This is a genomic window from Neolewinella sp., assembly GCF_965214665.1.
Taxonomy (GTDB): Bacteria; Bacteroidota; Bacteroidia; order Chitinophagales; family Saprospiraceae; genus Neolewinella.
Genome location: NZ_OZ243970.1, coordinates 2,418,069 through 2,434,402, shown reverse-complemented (window position 1 = coordinate 2,434,402; position 16,334 = coordinate 2,418,069). Strand labels below are relative to the sequence as shown.

Below are 16,334 nucleotides of genomic sequence, written 5' to 3'. Positions count from 1 at the left end.
AGGGAACGTCGTAACCCACTGTCCCCGGAGGGGGCACCCTAACCGAGCTTCATCCCCACCCGCACCGGCCACCGCCGCCGCAACGGCAGCGGCCAGTAAGGTAGCTTGTGCGTATAGATTAGTTCCCAGTAGCAGGCAATCTCCTGTGTGGTGGTCGAGGTGGGCAGTACACTGTCCGGTGACGGGAGGGGAATACGGAAGCTATTCTCCGCGGTAGGGTCGGCGGCGGCAACGGCGTCGAGTAGATGAGTGGACTGACGATAGACCTCCCGCCGCCACTGCTGCACGTTGCCCTTATCATCCGTACGGGTATAGCGTTCCCGCACCCGCAGCGTAAGGGTAGCGTCTAGCAAGGCTGGATTACTATCGGTGTCGAACTGGATATCGTACAGTTCACGCGTGCGCCCGATTCGGATACTGGCCCCGCCAAAGCGTTGCTGCTGCAGTCCGTAGTGTACCCCCCGTACAAGCAACGGCAATCCCACCAACAGCCCGAACCAGAGTGCTAGCTGGGGATTGAACACCAGCATGGTCGCCAGCACGAACACTACGCCGACCGTAGCAGCGAGCGCCGTACCCGCATCCGCCGGTGCCAGAGGGAGCACCGCAGGCTCGACGGCGTAGGTAATCCCACTGTTCAACACCGATATACTCGCCCGGCGGGTAGTGACGGGAAGCGCCGGGGCATTATTGCGGTAAACCGATAGCTCGACGTAATACTCGATACTGACTTCCGTGCTACGGTAGTCCATGCCCCCCACCGGCAGGTTAAAGCGAAACGAGTGGCTGGGCTTGCGGGTCAGTTCCTCCCCCCGGTATTCTAGGGTGGCTAGGACGTGTACCCGCTCCGCCTCCCGCGACACCACCCGCTGCGAATAGTCGAGTTGTATACGGTAAGCATCCGAGCAACCCCATCTTGTAGACCTAACCTTACGGTTTGAACTTTGCGGCGAGCAAAACCGACTAGATGCGCCGCCGTAGATCACCTGAACAAATTAACCACCTGCTGTCCCAGCAAAGGAGCAGTGGAGAGTCCATCGCTGAGTTCTGCCGGTCCCACGGTATTAACACCGGCACATTTTACGCCTGGCGGGCAAAGTACGCTACCAGCAAGCAGACGGTGTCGGCAGCGGGAGGCTTTACTCGTCTAGTCACTGCATCCGCGGCGGCGGCAGCGGCGGTGCAGGAGGTCAGCTGTGCCACCACCACGGTATACCTGCCCGGCGGCGCTCGCCTGGAGCTGACGAACTGGCCCCTAGCAGACCTTATCCGGCTTACCCGCGAACTCTGCCCCGGCGATGCTTAGCTTCTCGAGCCGTCAGCGCTACTTTTTGTACCGTGGCGTGACCGATATGCGCAAAGGCTTCAACGGACTCAGTGGTTTGGTGCGCCAGCACCTGGACCACGAACTCCTAAGTGGTGATGTGTTCATCTTCCTCAACCGCCGGCGCGACCGCATCAAATTGTTGGTCTGGGACCGCACCGGCTTCGTGGTCTGGTACAAGGTGTTGGAACGGGGCACCTTCGAGCTACCGGCCGCAGAGGGTGACCGTCTGGAGATGAGCTGGACCGACATCCAACTGCTGCTGGAAGGTATCGAAATTAAATCCGTCAAACGGCGCAAAAGATATAGCAAAGCGGCCTGATTTACGGGGCACTTTTCGTATTTTTGTCGCATATGGAAGCCACCGTTTCCCGGGCAGAATATGAGGCAGCAATACGTCAAAAACAGGGGCAGATTGATGCCCTACGTCATGAGCTAGCTGAGCTTAAGCGACTGATCTTCGGGGCAAAGTCCGAGCGCTTCGTGCCAGCGACGGCGGCCGCTGCGGCCAAGCAGATGGCCCTGTGGCCACCGCAAGTAGACCCCGAAGAACCGGTCGAGCCAGCTAAAGAGCGCATCAGCTACCAGCGACGTAAGACCAAGGCTAAGCCCCACCCCGGGCGCACTCCGCTGCCCGAGCATCTGCCCGTGCGCCAAGTGCGCGTCGAGCCCACTGGGCAGGACACCAGCACCCTGGTCGAGATCGGCCAGGACATCACGCGCAAGGTCGACTACATCCCGGGTAAACTGGAGGTGATCGAGTACATACGGCCGCGCTACGTACGACCCGCAGCCAACGCGAGTCAGCACGAGGAAGTACAGCATGCGGAAGGAAGCGCCGTGATCCAGGCCCCGGCTCCGGATCAGGTGCTCCCCAAAGCCATTGCCGGGGCAGGACTGCTGACCCAGCTCGCGATCGCTAAGTTCATCGACCACCTGCCGCTGTACCGTCAGCGTGCCATGTTCCGGCGGGACTACGACTGGGACATCCCCTCTTCCACCCTAGGCGACTGGTTCGCCGCTACCTGCACGCTGCTCGAACCCCTTTACGCAGCGCTTGAACAGCAGGTGCTCGACACCGACTATTTGCAGGGCGACGAGTCACGCATCACCGTTCTGGAGCGGGGAGCGGAGCCGACCAAAAATAAGAGCCACCGCTATCCGCCCAAGTCGCGCAAGGTACACCTGGGCTACATGTGGGTGTTTAGAAACCCGGTAGCCGGCGGGGTGCTTTTTGCCTACCGTCCGGGACGGGGAGCCAATATCTTACACGAGACGCTAGACTCCTTCGGGGGCATCTTACAGAGTGACGGCTACTCAGCCTATACCAGCTTCATGAAGGCCCACCCCGGGGTAGTGCTGGTCAGCTGTCTGGCCCATATCCGGCGTAAGTTCTTCGACGCTCGCTCCAATCACCCCGAGCTAGCCGAGCTGGCCCTGCACGCCATCCAGTATCTCTACCGCATCGAGGATATCTGCCGTCGTTACGGGCTGGGCTCCGAGCGCCGCCGGCAGTTGCGCCAGCGCTACGCCCGTCCGGCTTATACGGCCTTGCTGGAATGGGTGAACGAGCAGCGGCGAACTAACCTGAGCAAAGGAGGCATCGGTAAGGCACTGAACTATGCCTACAATCACCTACCACGCCTCGGGGCTTACCTGGACGACGGACACATTGAGATCGATAACAACCTGATCGAGAACAAGATCCGCCCCCTGGCCCTGGGGCGTAAGAACTATCTCTTCGCCGGCTCGCGCCAGGGGGCTCAGCGGGCGGCCATGCTGTACTCCTTCTTCGGCAGTTGCCGCGAGGCGGGCGTCAATGAGCGCGAGTGGCTGCATGACGTCTTGCTGCGGATCGGAAGCCACCCCATCAACCGCATCGAGGAGTTACTGCCGGGGCGGTGGAAGGCTAACGTTTAGACTAGCAAGACGGGGTTGCTCGGATGCTTACTGTATACGGTAGTCGCGGAGATTGAGCGAAGCGGGCAGGGTAAACTCCCCCGCTACCAGCTCCCCCATCCGAAACCGCTTTTCCCCGGGCGTGAGCCTTAACGTTAGCCCCTGCCACACCGTTGCCGGAGCCGCCGGAGTGACCGGTCGGTGTAGGGGCTTGCCCCAGGGTGGGTGGCCGGAATGCTGGGGGCGTTTCATACTAGTTCGCGGCGACTCATTTGCTCCCGAAAATAGGCACCCAGCTAGGTAGTCGAAAGCCTTTCCGCTCGGTAGCCGCCGGTAAGGGTGGCTCAGCGAGGGTGACGGTGACCGTAGCGCGGCGGTGCAGATCGGTCCACCAGCGCTGGGGGTGGGTGAATGTGACCTTCCACTCGACCTTCCCTTCACGGTAGTAACCAGCAGGGGGAAGGGCAGTGGTGGGGCCGGGCAGGCGGGCTACGAGTGCGTGGTCGTCCGGCTGTTCTACCAGTCGATCCAACAGGTGAGCTTCGCGGGAAAAAAGGGTCTCGGTACGCCCGACTCGCTCTCCGAAATCCATTTCCTCGTACGCCCGGGTGACGTGGATACCCACGGTAGCATCGGCTAGCCAGGTCCGGCCACCCATTTCAAGTACGAATTCCCAGTCGCCATCCTCGCAGATGCGCACCTTGAGCAGTGCGCCGCCGAAACGGTCGTTCTCGAGCTGGCCAGTGACCCAGCCGGAGATAACACTCAGTAGGATTACGCCGAGGAGTATGTACAGTACGGGAGGCCAGACCGAGTGCAACAGCCAGGCGCCAGGGATATATAATAGGTAAATCAAGTGGTAAGACATGAACCGCCAGCGGAACTTCTCGTGTAGGTAGACCGACACCGGCTCCATCGCGTACCCCAACTCTGCCGCCCGTTCGCGGGCGTCGACCATGGAGGGGTAGGTGTAGTGGGGGGTGGTCATGGGTGAAAAGTACGCTGTACCACAGTAGGCCGCGGGGTTAACAAAGGCAGGGGGCGGGGCCGCAGGTGCGGAGGGGGGTGGAAGGCGAAAAATTTTAGTTAAAATTACTGTGAGTTTAGTTAAAGTTTTTAGACAGGACCAGTATTTGCTTGGGGGTTACTCCCGTGTAGCTGGCAACGGGTGTAGCCACTTTTGAAACACGATTTCTTTGTTCAAAAAACCCATAACTTCACTTTAGCAAGTTTTTCGTCACCCTAGGTATTTGTCGTTCCTTAGGTTTTTGGGGAATGAAGTGCCTATCAACATCACATCATGAGATACCTATCCTTCCTTCCTTCCTGTTCCTACTCTTAGTGTCTACCGCTTGTTCGGATGACCTGGAGGTAGACGAAGCCTTACCAGCTGACCTGTACTCAGTAACTGCCGGAGACGCTAGATTTCGGCAGAGTGAAGCTTACTTCACTAGATACTTTCCCCAACACACCGAAACGGCAATTATAGATGAGGCAGTGGGGCTCCTGAAAGAGCCTACTAACGCCGGGCTTATCAAACAGGGTGAGTACCCATTGCTGTCGGCTAGTCGTTACGCCACCATAGATAAACAGCTGTATGGCTTTGTGCCCATCATGTCGAGCAGTGCGTTGATGCCCCAGGATTATATTGTGTTTCCCATGGAGTCAGCCAGTGATCAGCCGGCTTACCGCTTCGTAGATGAGTTTGATGATAATAATAGAGTAAATACTTTTTTCGAGCGGGAAATTTTATCAGGATTGTCAGATGACGACTTGGTAATCGAGCCTGCTCAGTTGGAAATACGCACTTTGGGGGAAAACAACTCTAAAGATTGCCGAACAATTACGGTTTATACATATAGCAACTACTATATTAGAAGCCCGGATGGTACTTATAGCCGCTTGGATTATGTTACTGTCGATTGGCACACGGAATTTGAGTGTACCGGAAATAATACCGAGTACAAAAGTTACTCCTACACAAGTCCCGGAGGATCAGGGGGCGGCACATCCGGCAGCGGCACTAGAACGCAGCAGCAATCTGGAAACATAGGTGTCATTGCTGAACATCTTTGTATCTCCGCTACGAAAGATTTAGTGTACCGAGGACTTACTGTAAGTAATAACTTTACTGTTCGACTCAACGATTTTGCCTTTGAGTATAGAATCCCTTTATCCGACGGTACATTTGCTTACCCCGTCATTCGCTTCAACAATATTCAATTGGCTGCGAATGGAGTATTTGTTGGTCCAGGACCAGCTTCCAACTCTCCGTACGGTACGAGTGTGGCTATTGAGTTTGAAACTATAATTGAATCGGCGATCGAAGCTGCTGAAGGACAGATGATGAATGCTATGCGAGGTGTTCCATCGACACAGTCTTTAGAAACTTCTATGCGAGGTTTTTTTGTTAACGCTTTGAAAAGTTACATGAACCAATCTAAGGGATTCAGCGGTGCGAGCAGTCGCGGTGTAGTAGCTGACAACAATGTATCCCCCCTGTCTACTCGAACTCGATGGGATCCTACCTGCAGAAAATAATAAATTCGCACCACAAATTCGCAAATTAGATTTAGTCCGGTGTGCCATCGTGGTATACCGGACTCAAATCATTCTATCTATGAATGCACTTAAGGTAGTTCCAGTTCTTGTTATTCTTGTGGCGTATGGAGCAGGCCCTGATAAATTACTATTTGTATTTTCGGAGCAACAGAGCTACTGGAGTGTCTACAATCTAGACTATCAACATCTTCAAAGTTACGATACGTTTGAAGATAGTCAGGATAGCACGGCAATTTCGTATAACAATATCACTGCTCCAGGTATTCCCGATGACGAGCCAGCCTGGACGGCCGATACAGTCATGGCTGACTGGCCACTTACTATCCTAAGTCATACTTCTTCTGGTGACAATGTGCAGAACTTGGAAAGAGAATTAGTACGCACGTTCGAGCATCCCCTTTTACCATATGGACATTGCTACGAGTACAGTTTGCGCTACGACGGTCGCATCCAGATTACCGATTCAATCAATACCGTACATCATGTATGGTGTGATGCCCCACCAGAGATGAATGAGCGCCAGCGTCTGATATATAATCGGAAGCTTTTATACTTTCCAGAATTCTTGCTGGATTCCATTCAGGGAAGGCCAGTTATTTTCACTGAGGGCTGGTTTGAGAGAGAGACTGATTCTGATGAGCCCTATATTTGGTTCACGAAGTATTCAGCTGAGATGCGATACGATACCATAGATATGGACAGGTACAAGCAAGGCATCCGCGAAAGGATCGACTTAATGCAGGATACTTTGCGGTAATTTAGTCGCTGGATTAACTGCAGTTCGGCTGTTTAAGTCGAGGTTTAGCTATCTGCTGGTATCCGGTCAAGTGTCCTTATCTCCTCCCGGTAAGCGGGTGGCAGAATCAATGTCTTCAGCAGCCAGTCGAGCCGAAACCGACGACTGATGCGGTACACCGACAGCAGGGGCGCGATTAAGGAAAATGAGCGGAAGCGCAGCAGCTCCCGCACCCGCTCAGGCACCACCAGCACCTGCGCTTCCCGCAATAGGAAGTATCGTAAAGGGCCGAGGTGGTGGCGGTATTGCCGGAAGAGGTCTTCGGTATAGCGACTGTACTTCAAATCATGCTGAAGGTGCTCCTGCCGCATCCGTTGCCAGTCCGGGAAATTGTCGGGCAGGTCCCGTACGCCCATACGATCCCCCACCCGGTAGAAGACTCGGAAGACCTCTTCTTTCTCGGCTGTAGCGAGGGGGCGTTCTAAAACCTCAAAGGCACGGATGGAGTAGTCGATCAGTAAGAACAGCACATCGCGGTACGCCCAGTCGGGGATACGCTCGCCCCGCTTAGCCTCCACGGCAGCGTGAATGTGAGCCATGCTGTCGATGGCCCGGTGCGCCCCGGCCTCGTCCGAAAACACGATACGCCGCGCGTACTCTACCGTGGAGAATAGCCGCCCCAGCGGATCGGCCGGCAGCCGGCCGGTGAAGTACAGCCAGTCGACCGCTTTATTAAGCGCGAACTCGGCCGCCGCTCCGGCAAAGATGAACAGGATGGTATCGCTAGTGCCCCAGATGTGGCGCACGATGGAGTGGGGGTGGACGAAGGGGGTTTGCATGGCTTAGTATACTTAACGCGTTGGGGTCGCGATGGGTGTGCTTTGCGGGGCCAGTGGTTACACCCGCTTCCCTGGAAGAACTTCCCGCAATTCACAGGCCCGCATCCCACCCAACTCACTTTTCCCAACCCCTGTGGAGAAGTTTCACTAAACACCCTGCACCCGCGGCCCCGCCCTACGCGTTATACCTTTGCAGCCTCCCCAAAAGGGTGCCCCAATATGAGTGAAGCGATCCACCACGAGTGCGGCCTGGCGATGATCCGCCTCAAAAAGCCGCTAGATTACTACCACAAAACCTACGGGACGCCGCTCCACGGACTCAAATGCCTCCAACTGCTGATGCGCAAAATGCGCAACCGCGGGCAGGACGGCGCCGGCATGGCCACCATCAAACTGGACCACCCGCCGGGTAAGAAATTCATCAGCCGCAAGCGGTCTAACGCCGCCAACTACCTCGACGACCTGTGGCAGGGAGTGTACCGCCGCTTCGAGGACCTGACGCCCGCCCAACTGGCCGACTCCAAGTGGCTCAAGGAAAACCTGCCCTACACCGGCGAGGTGATGATGGGTCACCTGCGCTACGGCACCCACTCTACTAATGCCATCGAGACCTGCCACCCCTTCCTGCGGCAGAGTAACTGGAAGACCCGCTGCCTGATCGTAGCCGGTAACTTCAATTTGACGAACGTCAACGAGCTGTTTCAGGAGTTGGTGGAGCTGGGCCAGTACCCGAAGGAGAAGTCCGATACGGTGACCGTGCTGGAAAAGATCGGCCATTTCTTGGACGACGAGGTGCAGCGCATCCACACCTGGCACAAGCCCGACGGCTACACCAACATCCAGATCAACGACATCATCGCCCAGGAGCTGGACATACAGCGGTTGCTTAAGCGGGCGAGCAAAAAGTTTGACGGTGGCTACGTACTGGGCGGCATGATCGGCCACGGCGATGCCTTTGTGATGCGCGATCCGGCAGGGATACGTCCGGCTTTCTACTTCGAGAACGAGGAGTTCGTGGCCGTGGCCAGCGAGCGGCCGGCGCTGCAAACGGTCTTCAATGTCCCGTTCTCGACCATCCGGGAGGTGGAGCCGGGGCATGCCCTCATCATCAAAAAGAGCGGGCGGGTGAGCATGGAACCCTTCACAAAACCGCTGCCCCGGGCCGCCTGCTCCTTCGAGCGCATCTACTTCAGCCGGGGCAACGACCGGGATATCTACCTGGAGCGTAAGGAGCTGGGCCGCCGCCTGGCCCGGTCGATCGCCAAGGCCGTGAAGTACGATTTCGACAACACGGTATTCAGCTACATCCCGAACACCGCCGAGACGGCCTTCCAGGGTATGATCGAAGGACTGGAAGATGAGCTCCGCCACTGGCGCAAGAAAAAGATGAAGCGGCGCGAGAAGGAGGGCAAGAACGGCTTTGGCAAGCTGCTCAAGACTAAGGTGCGCAACGAGAAGATCGTGGTCAAGGACGGTAAGACCCGCACCTTCATCGCCGATACCTCCAGCCGCGACGATATGGTCAGCCACGTCTATGACGTCACCTACGGCATCGTGCGCGATGAGGTGGATACCCTGGTGCTGCTCGACGATAGTATCGTACGGGGCACTACCATGCGGGACTCCATCATCAAGATCGTGAGCCGGCTCAGGCCAAAGCGGATCATCATCGTCAGCTCCGCCCCGCAGATTCGCTACCCCGACTGCTACGGCATCGATATGTCGAAGATGGGGGAGTTCGTCGCCTTTAAGGCTATGGAGGCCCTACTGATCGAAGGTGGCAAGAAGAAGTTGCTCAAGGCCGCCTACCGCAAGGCGAAGAAGGAACTCGAAAAGCCCGACGCCCAGCAGAAGAACATCGTCAAAAAGCTCTACGATGAGCTTGACTACGAGGCCGTCAGCAAGAAGATCGCTAAGATCATGACCCCGAAGGGCACCCAGCCCCGCATCGACGTGATCTACCAGACCATCGAGGACCTACGCGAGGCCTGCCCTAACAATAATGGTGACTGGTACTTCAGTGGTAACTACCCCACGCCGGGTGGGTTTCGGGTGGTGAACCGGGCCTTTGTTAATTATATGGAGGGGAGCTCGGAGCGGGCGTACTAGTTCTCCGCGTCCACCTCGATTTCCAAATCGGAGGCCACCGAGGCGTTAAGCTGAGTGCCGGCACGGAACTCCGCCTCTTTCCCCTTAATGAGAAAGCCAACGGCGCCGCCGATGAAGGTGGTGAGAAACAGGACAATGGATGCAATCCAGGCGATTGTGGAGTTGCTCTTGCCCTCGATCCGCAGCGGGATACCGCTGAGTAGCACCTGCTGGCCATCGACGGCCTGCACGCTCTGGATACTGAGCTCCATGCTGCCGGCCCGGCCGAAGATGCCGCGCTTGCGGATGTCACTGACCGTAGCGGAGCCTAGTGCGCCTGCGCTGATCAGCGTCTGTTTTTTAGATACCACGTTGAACTTAACACGAACACTGATGGACTGTCCGGCAGTTAGTTCGCGACTGGTGTAGGACTGACCGGCCTCACAGACGACTGGCGTGCCGGCGCGCAGCAGCACTTCTTCGCCATCGACCAGAATGGCTACGTCGTCGGCGACGTAGAGGGCGGGGGAGACCACGGCGGCGGAGAGCTGTAGGGTGGAGGCAACCAGCAGAAGGAGTAGGATTTGTTTCAAAACGGATGGATTAGCGTGTAAGAATAGTGTTGGTATGTATCTAAGGGTAAAACACACAGGTTTTACACTACGAAAGTAGGTAGCCGGGGGCAATAGGTGCAATACCGGACAACATTTAACACAAGCGGAACGGTACGGATCGTAGAAAAAGAATCGCCGTTCATCCAAATTTTTCGTAGCTTACTACGGCTTCTACCACCTTTACCTATCTATCTACTATTGACGACTATGCACACGCCTATCTTCCTACGCTATCTCTATTTGCTACTTCTGCTGGGGCCACTCGCCCTGACGGCTCAGGATGCCGCCAGCGACAATTCTGCCACCCCCGAGCCGGTCACCGCCGTGGAGGGCATCACCGAGTACCGGCTCGACAACGGCCTGACCGTCCTGCTCTTCCCCGATCAGTCGGTACCGACCATCACCGTCAACGTGACATACAAAGTGGGCTCCCGCCACGAGGCCTACGGCGAAACCGGCATGGCCCACCTGCTGGAGCACCTCGTGTTTAAGGGCACGCCCGACCACCCGAACATTCCCCAGGAACTCACCGAGCACGGCGCCCGGCCCAACGGCACTACCTGGTACGACCGCACCAATTACTTCGAGACGTTCAGTGCCACCCAGGAAAACTTGGACTGGGCCCTCGATATGGAGGCCGACCGCATGGTCAACTCCTTCATCGCCAAAAAGGATCTCGATAGCGAGATGACCGTGGTGCGCAACGAGTTCGAGTCCGGCGAAAACGACCCCGGCGGCGTGCTCATGGAGCGCGTACTGAGCACCGCCTACCTCTGGCACAATTATGGCAAATCGACCATCGGCTCCAAGGCCGACCTGGAGAACGTACCCATCGACCGCCTGCAGGGCTTCTACCGCAAGTATTACCAGCCTGACAATGCCGTACTGGTAGTGGCCGGTAAATTCAACCCCGAGACTACGCTCGATCTTGTCGTGGAAAAATTTGGGGACATCCCCCGCCCCGAGCGCGAGCTGTACCCCACCTACACCCGCGAGCCCGTCCAGGACGGGGAGCGCTTCGTGGAGCTCAAGCGCGTCGGTGACGTACAGGTCGTGCAGGCCGCCTACCACCTGCCGGCCGGGCCTCACCCTGACTACGCCGCCATCGCCGTGCTGATGGACGTGCTCACCAGCGAACCCAGCGGACGACTCTACACCGCCCTGGTCGAGAATGGCAACGCCAGCTACATCTGGGGATTTGCCCCCGCCCTGGCCGAACCCACCTTCGCCTTCTTCAACGCCAACGTGCTCAAGGAGAACGACCTGCTGGAGGTGGAGCAGCAGATGAAGAACACCCTCGATAGCCTGGCCCAAAACCCTCCCACCGAGGAGGAGGTCAAGCGCGCCAAGGACGGTATCCTCAAAAATTTCGAGATTAATCAGCGCGATGCCAACCGCGTCGGCCTTACCCTGAGTAGCTACATCGCCCAGGGCGACTGGCGGCTCGGGTTTATTTACCGCGATCGCGTCGAGCAGGTAACCCCCGAGGATGTAGTCCGCGTAGCCGAGAAGTACTTCAAGCCCCAGAACCGCACCATCGGCCGCTTCTATCCGGTACAGACGCCCGACCGTGCCGCTATCCCCGAGGTAAATGACCTCGATGCCATCCTTTCCGGCTACGAAGGCCGCGAGGCCATCGAGGAGGGCGAGGAGTTCGACCCCGCCTACGACAACATCGACAGCCGTACCGTGAGCGGTACCCTGGGCCAGAACGACAATATCGAATACGCGCTGCTACCGAAGGAAACCCGGGGCAATAGCGTCAACGCCCAACTCACCCTCCGCTTCGGTAACCTGGATGCGGCCATGAACCGTAGCATGGCCGGAGCCAAGGCCGGACAGATGCTCATGATGGGCTCCGAAAAATACACCCGCCAGCAGATTCAGGATAAACTCGACGAGCTCAAGGCCCGCGTCTACATCGGAGGCGATGCCGACGGGGCCTACGCCAGCATCGAAACCGAAAATAGTAAACTGCCCGAGGTGATCGACCTGATCGGCGAGGTCATGCGTCACCCCACCTTCCCTCAGTCAGAATTCGACAAGATGATCAAGGAGGACCTCTCTAGCATCGAGGAAAGCCGTAGCGACCCCCAGTCCATCGTGTTTACCGAGATGCGGCGCCGCATGAATGACTATCCCAAGGGCCACCCCCTCTACACCATGACCTTCGACGAGGAGGTAGAAGCCCTTAAAGCCCTCAACCTCGACGAAGTTAAGCAGTACTATACGGAGGTCTACGGCGGTGGCAACATTACCTTTTCCGCCAGCGGGGATCTGGACGTCGATGCCGTCAAGCAGGCGCTGGAACGCAACTTCGGTGATTGGACCAGTCCTACCGACTACACCCGCATTGCCCGGGAGTACAAGGCCCTCACCCCCGAGGCCGTCAAGATCGAGACCCCCGATAAGGCCAACGCCTGGTTTGTGGCCGTACAGAGCCTGGAGATCAACGACGAGAACCCCGATTACCCCGCCCTGGTACTGGGCAATTACATGCTCGGCGGCGGCTTCCTCAATAGCCGACTGGCCACCCGCATCCGCCAGAAAGATGGTCTGAGCTACGGCGTCGGCAGCCAGTTCAACGCCAGTTCGCTTGACGACATCGGCACCTTCATGTCCTACGCAATCTACAATCCCGAGAACCGCGAGGCCCTCGAAAAGGCCTTCCGCGAGGAGATTGATAAAGTCCGTACTGAGGGCTTCACCGCCGAGGAGATCGCCGCCGCCAAGAGCGGCTGGCAGCAAAACCAGGCCGTCAGCCGCGCCCAGGATCGGAGCATGGCCGGCGAGCTCGGCAGCAACGCCTACCTCGACCGTACCATGGTGTGGGACAAGCAGCTCGAAGAACAGATGATGTCGCTTACTCCCGAGCAGGTCAACGCCGCCGTGGCCAAGTACATCGACGTGGATAAGATGGTGCTGCTACGGGCCGGGGACTTCGCGAAGACGGAGTCGGTGAAGAAGCCATGATCAGGCGTCGGACGCTTTAAAGCGTCCGACGCCTATCTTTACGCGATGCGCTATATCCTATTCATCGCCCTTACCCTCCTCCTCTGCACCTGCGACCCCGCTCCGGAGACTACGGAGACGACCACCGCCGCACCCGACCGAGCCGCTGACGCCGAGCCCACCACTATGCTCACCGCCGCCGGCGTGGAAACCGAAACGGTGTTCAATTTTGAAGATATTATCTGGGGCTTTACCTGGCTACCGGATGGCAGGATGCTCGCTACGGTGAAGGACGGGCGGCTGCTGCTGATTGACGGCGACTCCTCGACTGAAATTACCGGTGCACCGGAGGTCCGTACGGTTGGCCAGGGTGGACTGCTCGATGTACTGCTGGATCAGGACTTCGCTAGTAACCGCTACGTCTACCTTACCTACAGCCGCTCCGAGGAGGGCGGCGAAAAAGGCTTCACCTCCGTGGGGCGTGGTCGCTTGAGTGAGGATGCTACCCAGCTGGAAAACTTCACCTCCCTCTACGATGGCGGGCCGGCCACCGACAAAGGGCAGCATTACGGTAGCCGCATGGTGTGGGGACCGAACGACGGCTACCTCTACTTTACCATCGGCGACCGGGGCAACCGCGACGAGAACCCCCAAGATACGACCCGCGATGGGGGGAAGGTGTACCGCATCGCCGCTGACGGAAGTATACCCCCGGATAATCCCTTCGTGGGCGTAGCGGGAGCTAAGGAGGCCATCTATTCCTACGGCCATCGCAACCTACAGGGACTGACCGTCCATCCCCAGACCGGCGAGGTATGGGAGCACGAGCACGGCCCCCGCGGCGGTGACGAGGTCAATATCATCGAGGCCGGTAAGAACTACGGCTGGCCCGTGATCACCTACGGCATCAACTACGACGGTAGTCAGATCACTCAGGAAGTGGCTAAAGAGGGTATGGAACAACCGGTGCACTACTGGGTGCCTAGCATTGCCCCCAGCGGCATGGCTTTCGTCACCGGCGACCGCTACCCCGGCTGGGAGAACGACCTGCTGGTCGGTAGCCTTAAGTACAGCTACCTCAAACTCGTGCACCTCGACGGCAAGGAGGTCACCGGCGAGCAGGACATCATCAAGAATATCGGCCGGCTGCGCGACGTGCGCATGGGCCCCGACGGCTATATCTACGCTAGTATCGAGGGGACCGGGATCGTGCGGGTGGTGCTGGTGTAGCCTCGGCCGACGAGGCCCGCACCCCCTCCCAATCCTGCATCACCACCTTCCGCTCCACCCCCCACCGATAACCTCCCGTAGCCCCATCCCCCCGGATCACCCGGTGGCAAGGAATGAGGTAAGCAATTGGGTTCTTCCCTACCGCCGTACCCACCGCCCGGCTTGCGGAGGGTCTACCAACCGCCTGGGCGAGGTCACCGTAGGACACCGCCTGCCCCGGCGGAATACTAAGTAGCGCCTGCCATACCTGGAGCTGGAACGGCGTACCCCGTAGGTCTAGCCCGATGGGACGTGACGGTGTCTGCTCCTGAAAGTAGCGCATCACCTGCTCGGTGTGCGGTCCGGCAGTTGATGTGAGCTCGGCATCCGGAAAGTGCCTTTTGACCTCCGTAAGGACCTGCTCCCGCTCGGATAAAAAGGCTAGGTGAGCAATGCCTACCGTCGTCTCCACGGCTACGGCGGGGCCGAAGGGGGTGGGGAAGCCGGCATACCTAAGCGTGGCACCGGCGCACCGCCGCCCGAATTCCCCCGGAGTGCAGCCCGCTACCTTAAGGAAGTGATCGTGCAGGCGGCTATTACCCGATAGCCCACTCTCGTAAGCGGCGGCCAGGGTAGAGCGGCCGGCCCGCAGCGCATCCTTGGCGCGCTCCGTGGTCAGGTACTGCAGGTAGGTCTTCGGCGACACGCCCACCCACTCCGTGAACAGCCGTTGCAGGTGGTACTTACTCCGGTGTACGTGGGCGGCCACGGTGGCTAGGTCGGGCTGCTCCTCCTGGTGGTCGCAAGTAGTGAATGGCGCGGGAAATGATCTGGTAGGTAGCAGGATCGTGCATGCCACAAAACTACGGGGGGCGCGGCCGCGGGTGCAATCCGAATCTTGCGCTAACTCAGTGCGCTGCCGATCAGGAAGAATACCACGAGCAGTACTACACAGCAGGCTAGAATTAGCCGAGTCTTTTCGACCCGGTGTTGACTGGCGCGGTGTGATTTACGCAGTTCGTTGAGGGGGGTCTGCGCCTCGTGGTTGATGCGGCAGCTGTAGTCGTAGTGGTTGCCGCCGGTGTGGTCGATGGTGACCTCACAGAGCTCCTGATCGAGGAAGACGGAGTAGGTCTTGGACTCGCGCACCTCGAAGTCGATCTGTACAACCTTATCGTTGCAGTGGAGCACGACGTGCTGGGTCTTGTCCCCGTGGAAGAGACCGAGCTTGTAGTTGGTGCCCTGGTGGCCGGTGATGTTCCACGCGTACTGCGGCATGCGAAGTGGCCCGGAGGCCGGTTACTTTCAGGACTTAAGGTACCCCGATAATTTCACTTTTCTACAACTTTAACATTCGCAGTAAGGCCCGGCCAGTTGCCTTCCACGTCCAGCACCCGGAAGCGGGTAAATAGCTCCTCGCGGTACCAGCCCCGGCTGCGGGTGAGTTGTACGACCTCCCGGTGGCGGGTACTGGCGTAGGCGAACTCGGTCATGGCCGCCCCGCTGGTCCAGAGGCTAAAGGTGGCCTGCATAAAGACGGGGTACTCCCCGATCCCGATACTCAGCAGCCGCTCCGGCCGCTCGTAGACCGAGGCGCTGGTGCGCGGCACGTAACGCCAGAAATCGGGGAGCTTATGGGGGTAGATCGTAGCGCGGGTGATGACGGCGACCGGCTCGTGCTTGTCGTAGTCCTCCGGGCGGGGGGTAAAGGGATTGCTACCGCCCCATTCCCCGTGGCTCATCGTGGCCTGGAGGTAAAAGGTGACGTGCTGACTGCTGTGGTCGAGGGCTTGGCTATACCAGTCGTGCGTGGCGAAAAAGCGTTCGGCCGCCGCCCCGTCCTCCCACTGCCCGAGCCAGGCGTAGACCCCCCAGTTGGGAGACAGGCTGAAGCCATTGCCCCCACCGCTACCCATAAGCCGACTGAAGCTCAGCCCCGGCGTACCGGACAGGCGGGCGTGGGCGAGCTGCATCTGCGCTAGGGCCCAAAACCGGTGGCGCACACCGGTATAGTGGAAGAGGGTGAAAGTAGTGATGCGGTAGGGAGGTTTAGCAGGCAAACCAAGCCGGCGGGCCAACCGTTCAAAAATAGTCGGCCTATACTGCCGCCG

General features: G+C 58.3%; 16 protein-coding genes. 8 read left to right on the top strand and 8 right to left on the bottom strand.

Going from position 1 to position 16,334, the window contains the following annotated elements; genetic code table 11:
* Window positions 1–38 precede the first annotated feature (38 nt).
* A complete protein-coding gene (locus ACOOHD_RS10565) occupies window positions 39–863 on the bottom strand; it encodes a hypothetical protein (RefSeq protein WP_420457843.1) in 825 nt (274 codons plus the stop codon).
* Between the two features lie 104 nt (window positions 864–967).
* Here ACOOHD_RS10565 and tnpA point away from each other — a divergent pair, with 104 nt between their 5' ends.
* Genes tnpA through tnpC form a run of 3 tightly spaced genes read left to right on the top strand, consistent with a single transcriptional unit; the run spans window position 968 to window position 3,244 of the window.
* Window positions 968–1,306, top strand: a complete 339-nt coding sequence (gene tnpA, locus ACOOHD_RS10560; protein WP_420457842.1) for an IS66 family insertion sequence element accessory protein TnpA — start codon at window positions 968–970, stop codon at window positions 1,304–1,306.
* A complete protein-coding gene (gene tnpB, locus ACOOHD_RS10555; protein ID WP_420457841.1) occupies window positions 1,299–1,646 on the top strand; it encodes an IS66 family insertion sequence element accessory protein TnpB in 348 nt (115 codons plus the stop codon). The genes tnpA and tnpB overlap by 8 nt, the downstream gene beginning before the upstream one ends.
* 32 nt (window positions 1,647–1,678) lie before the next feature.
* Window positions 1,679–3,244, top strand: a complete 1,566-nt coding sequence (tnpC, locus tag ACOOHD_RS10550; protein WP_420457840.1) for an IS66 family transposase — start codon at window positions 1,679–1,681, stop codon at window positions 3,242–3,244.
* A 27-nt stretch (window positions 3,245–3,271) separates the two neighbouring features.
* Here the strand turns inward: tnpC and ACOOHD_RS10545 are convergent, their stop codons facing one another.
* Both ACOOHD_RS10545 and ACOOHD_RS10540 read right to left on the bottom strand, forming a co-directional pair.
* Window positions 3,272–3,475 (bottom strand): hypothetical protein, encoded by a 204-nt coding sequence (locus tag ACOOHD_RS10545; RefSeq protein ID WP_420457839.1) that lies wholly within the window; start codon window positions 3,473–3,475, stop codon window positions 3,272–3,274.
* A 16-nt stretch (window positions 3,476–3,491) separates the two neighbouring features.
* Window positions 3,492–4,211: a hypothetical protein gene (locus tag ACOOHD_RS10540; protein ID WP_420457838.1), complete on the bottom strand. Its 720-nt coding sequence runs from the start codon at window positions 4,209–4,211 to the stop codon at window positions 3,492–3,494.
* 509 nt (window positions 4,212–4,720) lie between these two features.
* Here ACOOHD_RS10540 and ACOOHD_RS10535 point away from each other — a divergent pair.
* Complete coding sequence (locus ACOOHD_RS10535; RefSeq protein ID WP_420457837.1) at window positions 4,721–5,764, top strand: hypothetical protein; 1,044 nt, start codon at window positions 4,721–4,723, stop codon at window positions 5,762–5,764.
* A 79-nt stretch (window positions 5,765–5,843) separates the two neighbouring features.
* Window positions 5,844–6,542: a hypothetical protein gene (locus tag ACOOHD_RS10530; RefSeq protein WP_420457836.1), complete on the top strand. Its 699-nt coding sequence runs from the start codon at window positions 5,844–5,846 to the stop codon at window positions 6,540–6,542.
* Between the two features lie 44 nt (window positions 6,543–6,586).
* Here the strand turns inward: ACOOHD_RS10530 and ACOOHD_RS10525 are convergent, their stop codons facing one another.
* Complete coding sequence (locus tag ACOOHD_RS10525) at window positions 6,587–7,360, bottom strand: oxygenase MpaB family protein (RefSeq protein ID WP_420457835.1); 774 nt, start codon at window positions 7,358–7,360, stop codon at window positions 6,587–6,589.
* Between the two features lie 219 nt (window positions 7,361–7,579).
* On the opposite strand from ACOOHD_RS10525, the gene ACOOHD_RS10520 reads away from it, so the two are divergent.
* Window positions 7,580–9,469 carry an amidophosphoribosyltransferase gene (locus ACOOHD_RS10520; RefSeq protein WP_420457834.1) on the top strand — a complete coding sequence of 630 codons (1,890 nt, stop codon included), beginning with the start codon at window positions 7,580–7,582 and terminating at the stop codon, window positions 9,467–9,469.
* On the opposite strand, the gene ACOOHD_RS10515 is transcribed toward ACOOHD_RS10520, so the two are convergent.
* A complete protein-coding gene (locus ACOOHD_RS10515) occupies window positions 9,466–10,041 on the bottom strand; it encodes a hypothetical protein (RefSeq protein ID WP_420457833.1) in 576 nt (191 codons plus the stop codon). The genes ACOOHD_RS10520 and ACOOHD_RS10515 overlap by 4 nt on opposite strands.
* Before the next feature lie 228 nt (window positions 10,042–10,269).
* On the opposite strand from ACOOHD_RS10515, the gene ACOOHD_RS10510 reads away from it, so the two are divergent.
* Both ACOOHD_RS10510 and ACOOHD_RS10505 read left to right on the top strand, forming a co-directional pair.
* Complete coding sequence (locus ACOOHD_RS10510; RefSeq protein ID WP_420457832.1) at window positions 10,270–13,035, top strand: M16 family metallopeptidase; 2,766 nt, start codon at window positions 10,270–10,272, stop codon at window positions 13,033–13,035.
* Window positions 13,036–13,080: 45 nt separating this feature from the next.
* Entirely contained in the window at window positions 13,081–14,244 is a 1,164-nt protein-coding gene (locus ACOOHD_RS10505) for a PQQ-dependent sugar dehydrogenase (protein WP_420457831.1), read from the top strand.
* Here the strand turns inward: ACOOHD_RS10505 and ACOOHD_RS10500 are convergent.
* From ACOOHD_RS10500 to ACOOHD_RS10490, 3 genes are read right to left on the bottom strand one after another with little or no spacing between them, the layout of a single operon-like run.
* Entirely contained in the window at window positions 14,201–15,082 is an 882-nt protein-coding gene (locus ACOOHD_RS10500; RefSeq protein WP_420457830.1) for a methylated-DNA--[protein]-cysteine S-methyltransferase, read from the bottom strand. The two genes, ACOOHD_RS10505 and ACOOHD_RS10500, sit on opposite strands and share 44 nt — an antisense overlap.
* 44 nt (window positions 15,083–15,126) lie before the next feature.
* Window positions 15,127–15,501 (bottom strand): hypothetical protein, encoded by a 375-nt coding sequence (locus tag ACOOHD_RS10495; protein WP_420457829.1) that lies wholly within the window; start codon window positions 15,499–15,501, stop codon window positions 15,127–15,129.
* Between the two features lie 53 nt (window positions 15,502–15,554).
* Window positions 15,555–16,301, bottom strand: coding sequence for a hypothetical protein (locus tag ACOOHD_RS10490; RefSeq protein WP_420457828.1), 747 nt, complete (start codon window positions 16,299–16,301; stop codon window positions 15,555–15,557).
* Window positions 16,302–16,334: the final 33 nt, after the last annotated feature.

Excerpts from the sequence above, each read along its gene's own strand:
- tnpA (WP_420457842.1), top strand. The coding sequence starts at position 968 with ATGCGCCGCCGTAGATCACCTGAACAAATTAACCACCTGCTGTCCCAG.
- tnpB (WP_420457841.1), top strand. The coding sequence starts at position 1,299 with ATGCTTAGCTTCTCGAGCCGTCAGCGCTACTTTTTGTACCGTGGCGTG.
- tnpC (WP_420457840.1), top strand. The coding sequence starts at position 1,679 with ATGGAAGCCACCGTTTCCCGGGCAGAATATGAGGCAGCAATACGTCAA.
- ACOOHD_RS10545 (WP_420457839.1), bottom strand. The coding sequence starts at position 3,475 with ATGAAACGCCCCCAGCATTCCGGCCACCCACCCTGGGGCAAGCCCCTA.
- ACOOHD_RS10540 (WP_420457838.1), bottom strand. The coding sequence starts at position 4,211 with ATGACCACCCCCCACTACACCTACCCCTCCATGGTCGACGCCCGCGAA.
- ACOOHD_RS10530 (WP_420457836.1), top strand. The coding sequence starts at position 5,844 with ATGAATGCACTTAAGGTAGTTCCAGTTCTTGTTATTCTTGTGGCGTAT.
- ACOOHD_RS10525 (WP_420457835.1), bottom strand. The coding sequence starts at position 7,360 with ATGCAAACCCCCTTCGTCCACCCCCACTCCATCGTGCGCCACATCTGG.
- ACOOHD_RS10520 (WP_420457834.1), top strand. The coding sequence starts at position 7,580 with ATGAGTGAAGCGATCCACCACGAGTGCGGCCTGGCGATGATCCGCCTC.
- ACOOHD_RS10510 (WP_420457832.1), top strand. The coding sequence starts at position 10,270 with ATGCACACGCCTATCTTCCTACGCTATCTCTATTTGCTACTTCTGCTG.
- ACOOHD_RS10505 (WP_420457831.1), top strand. The coding sequence starts at position 13,081 with ATGCGCTATATCCTATTCATCGCCCTTACCCTCCTCCTCTGCACCTGC.
- ACOOHD_RS10495 (WP_420457829.1), bottom strand. The coding sequence starts at position 15,501 with ATGCCGCAGTACGCGTGGAACATCACCGGCCACCAGGGCACCAACTAC.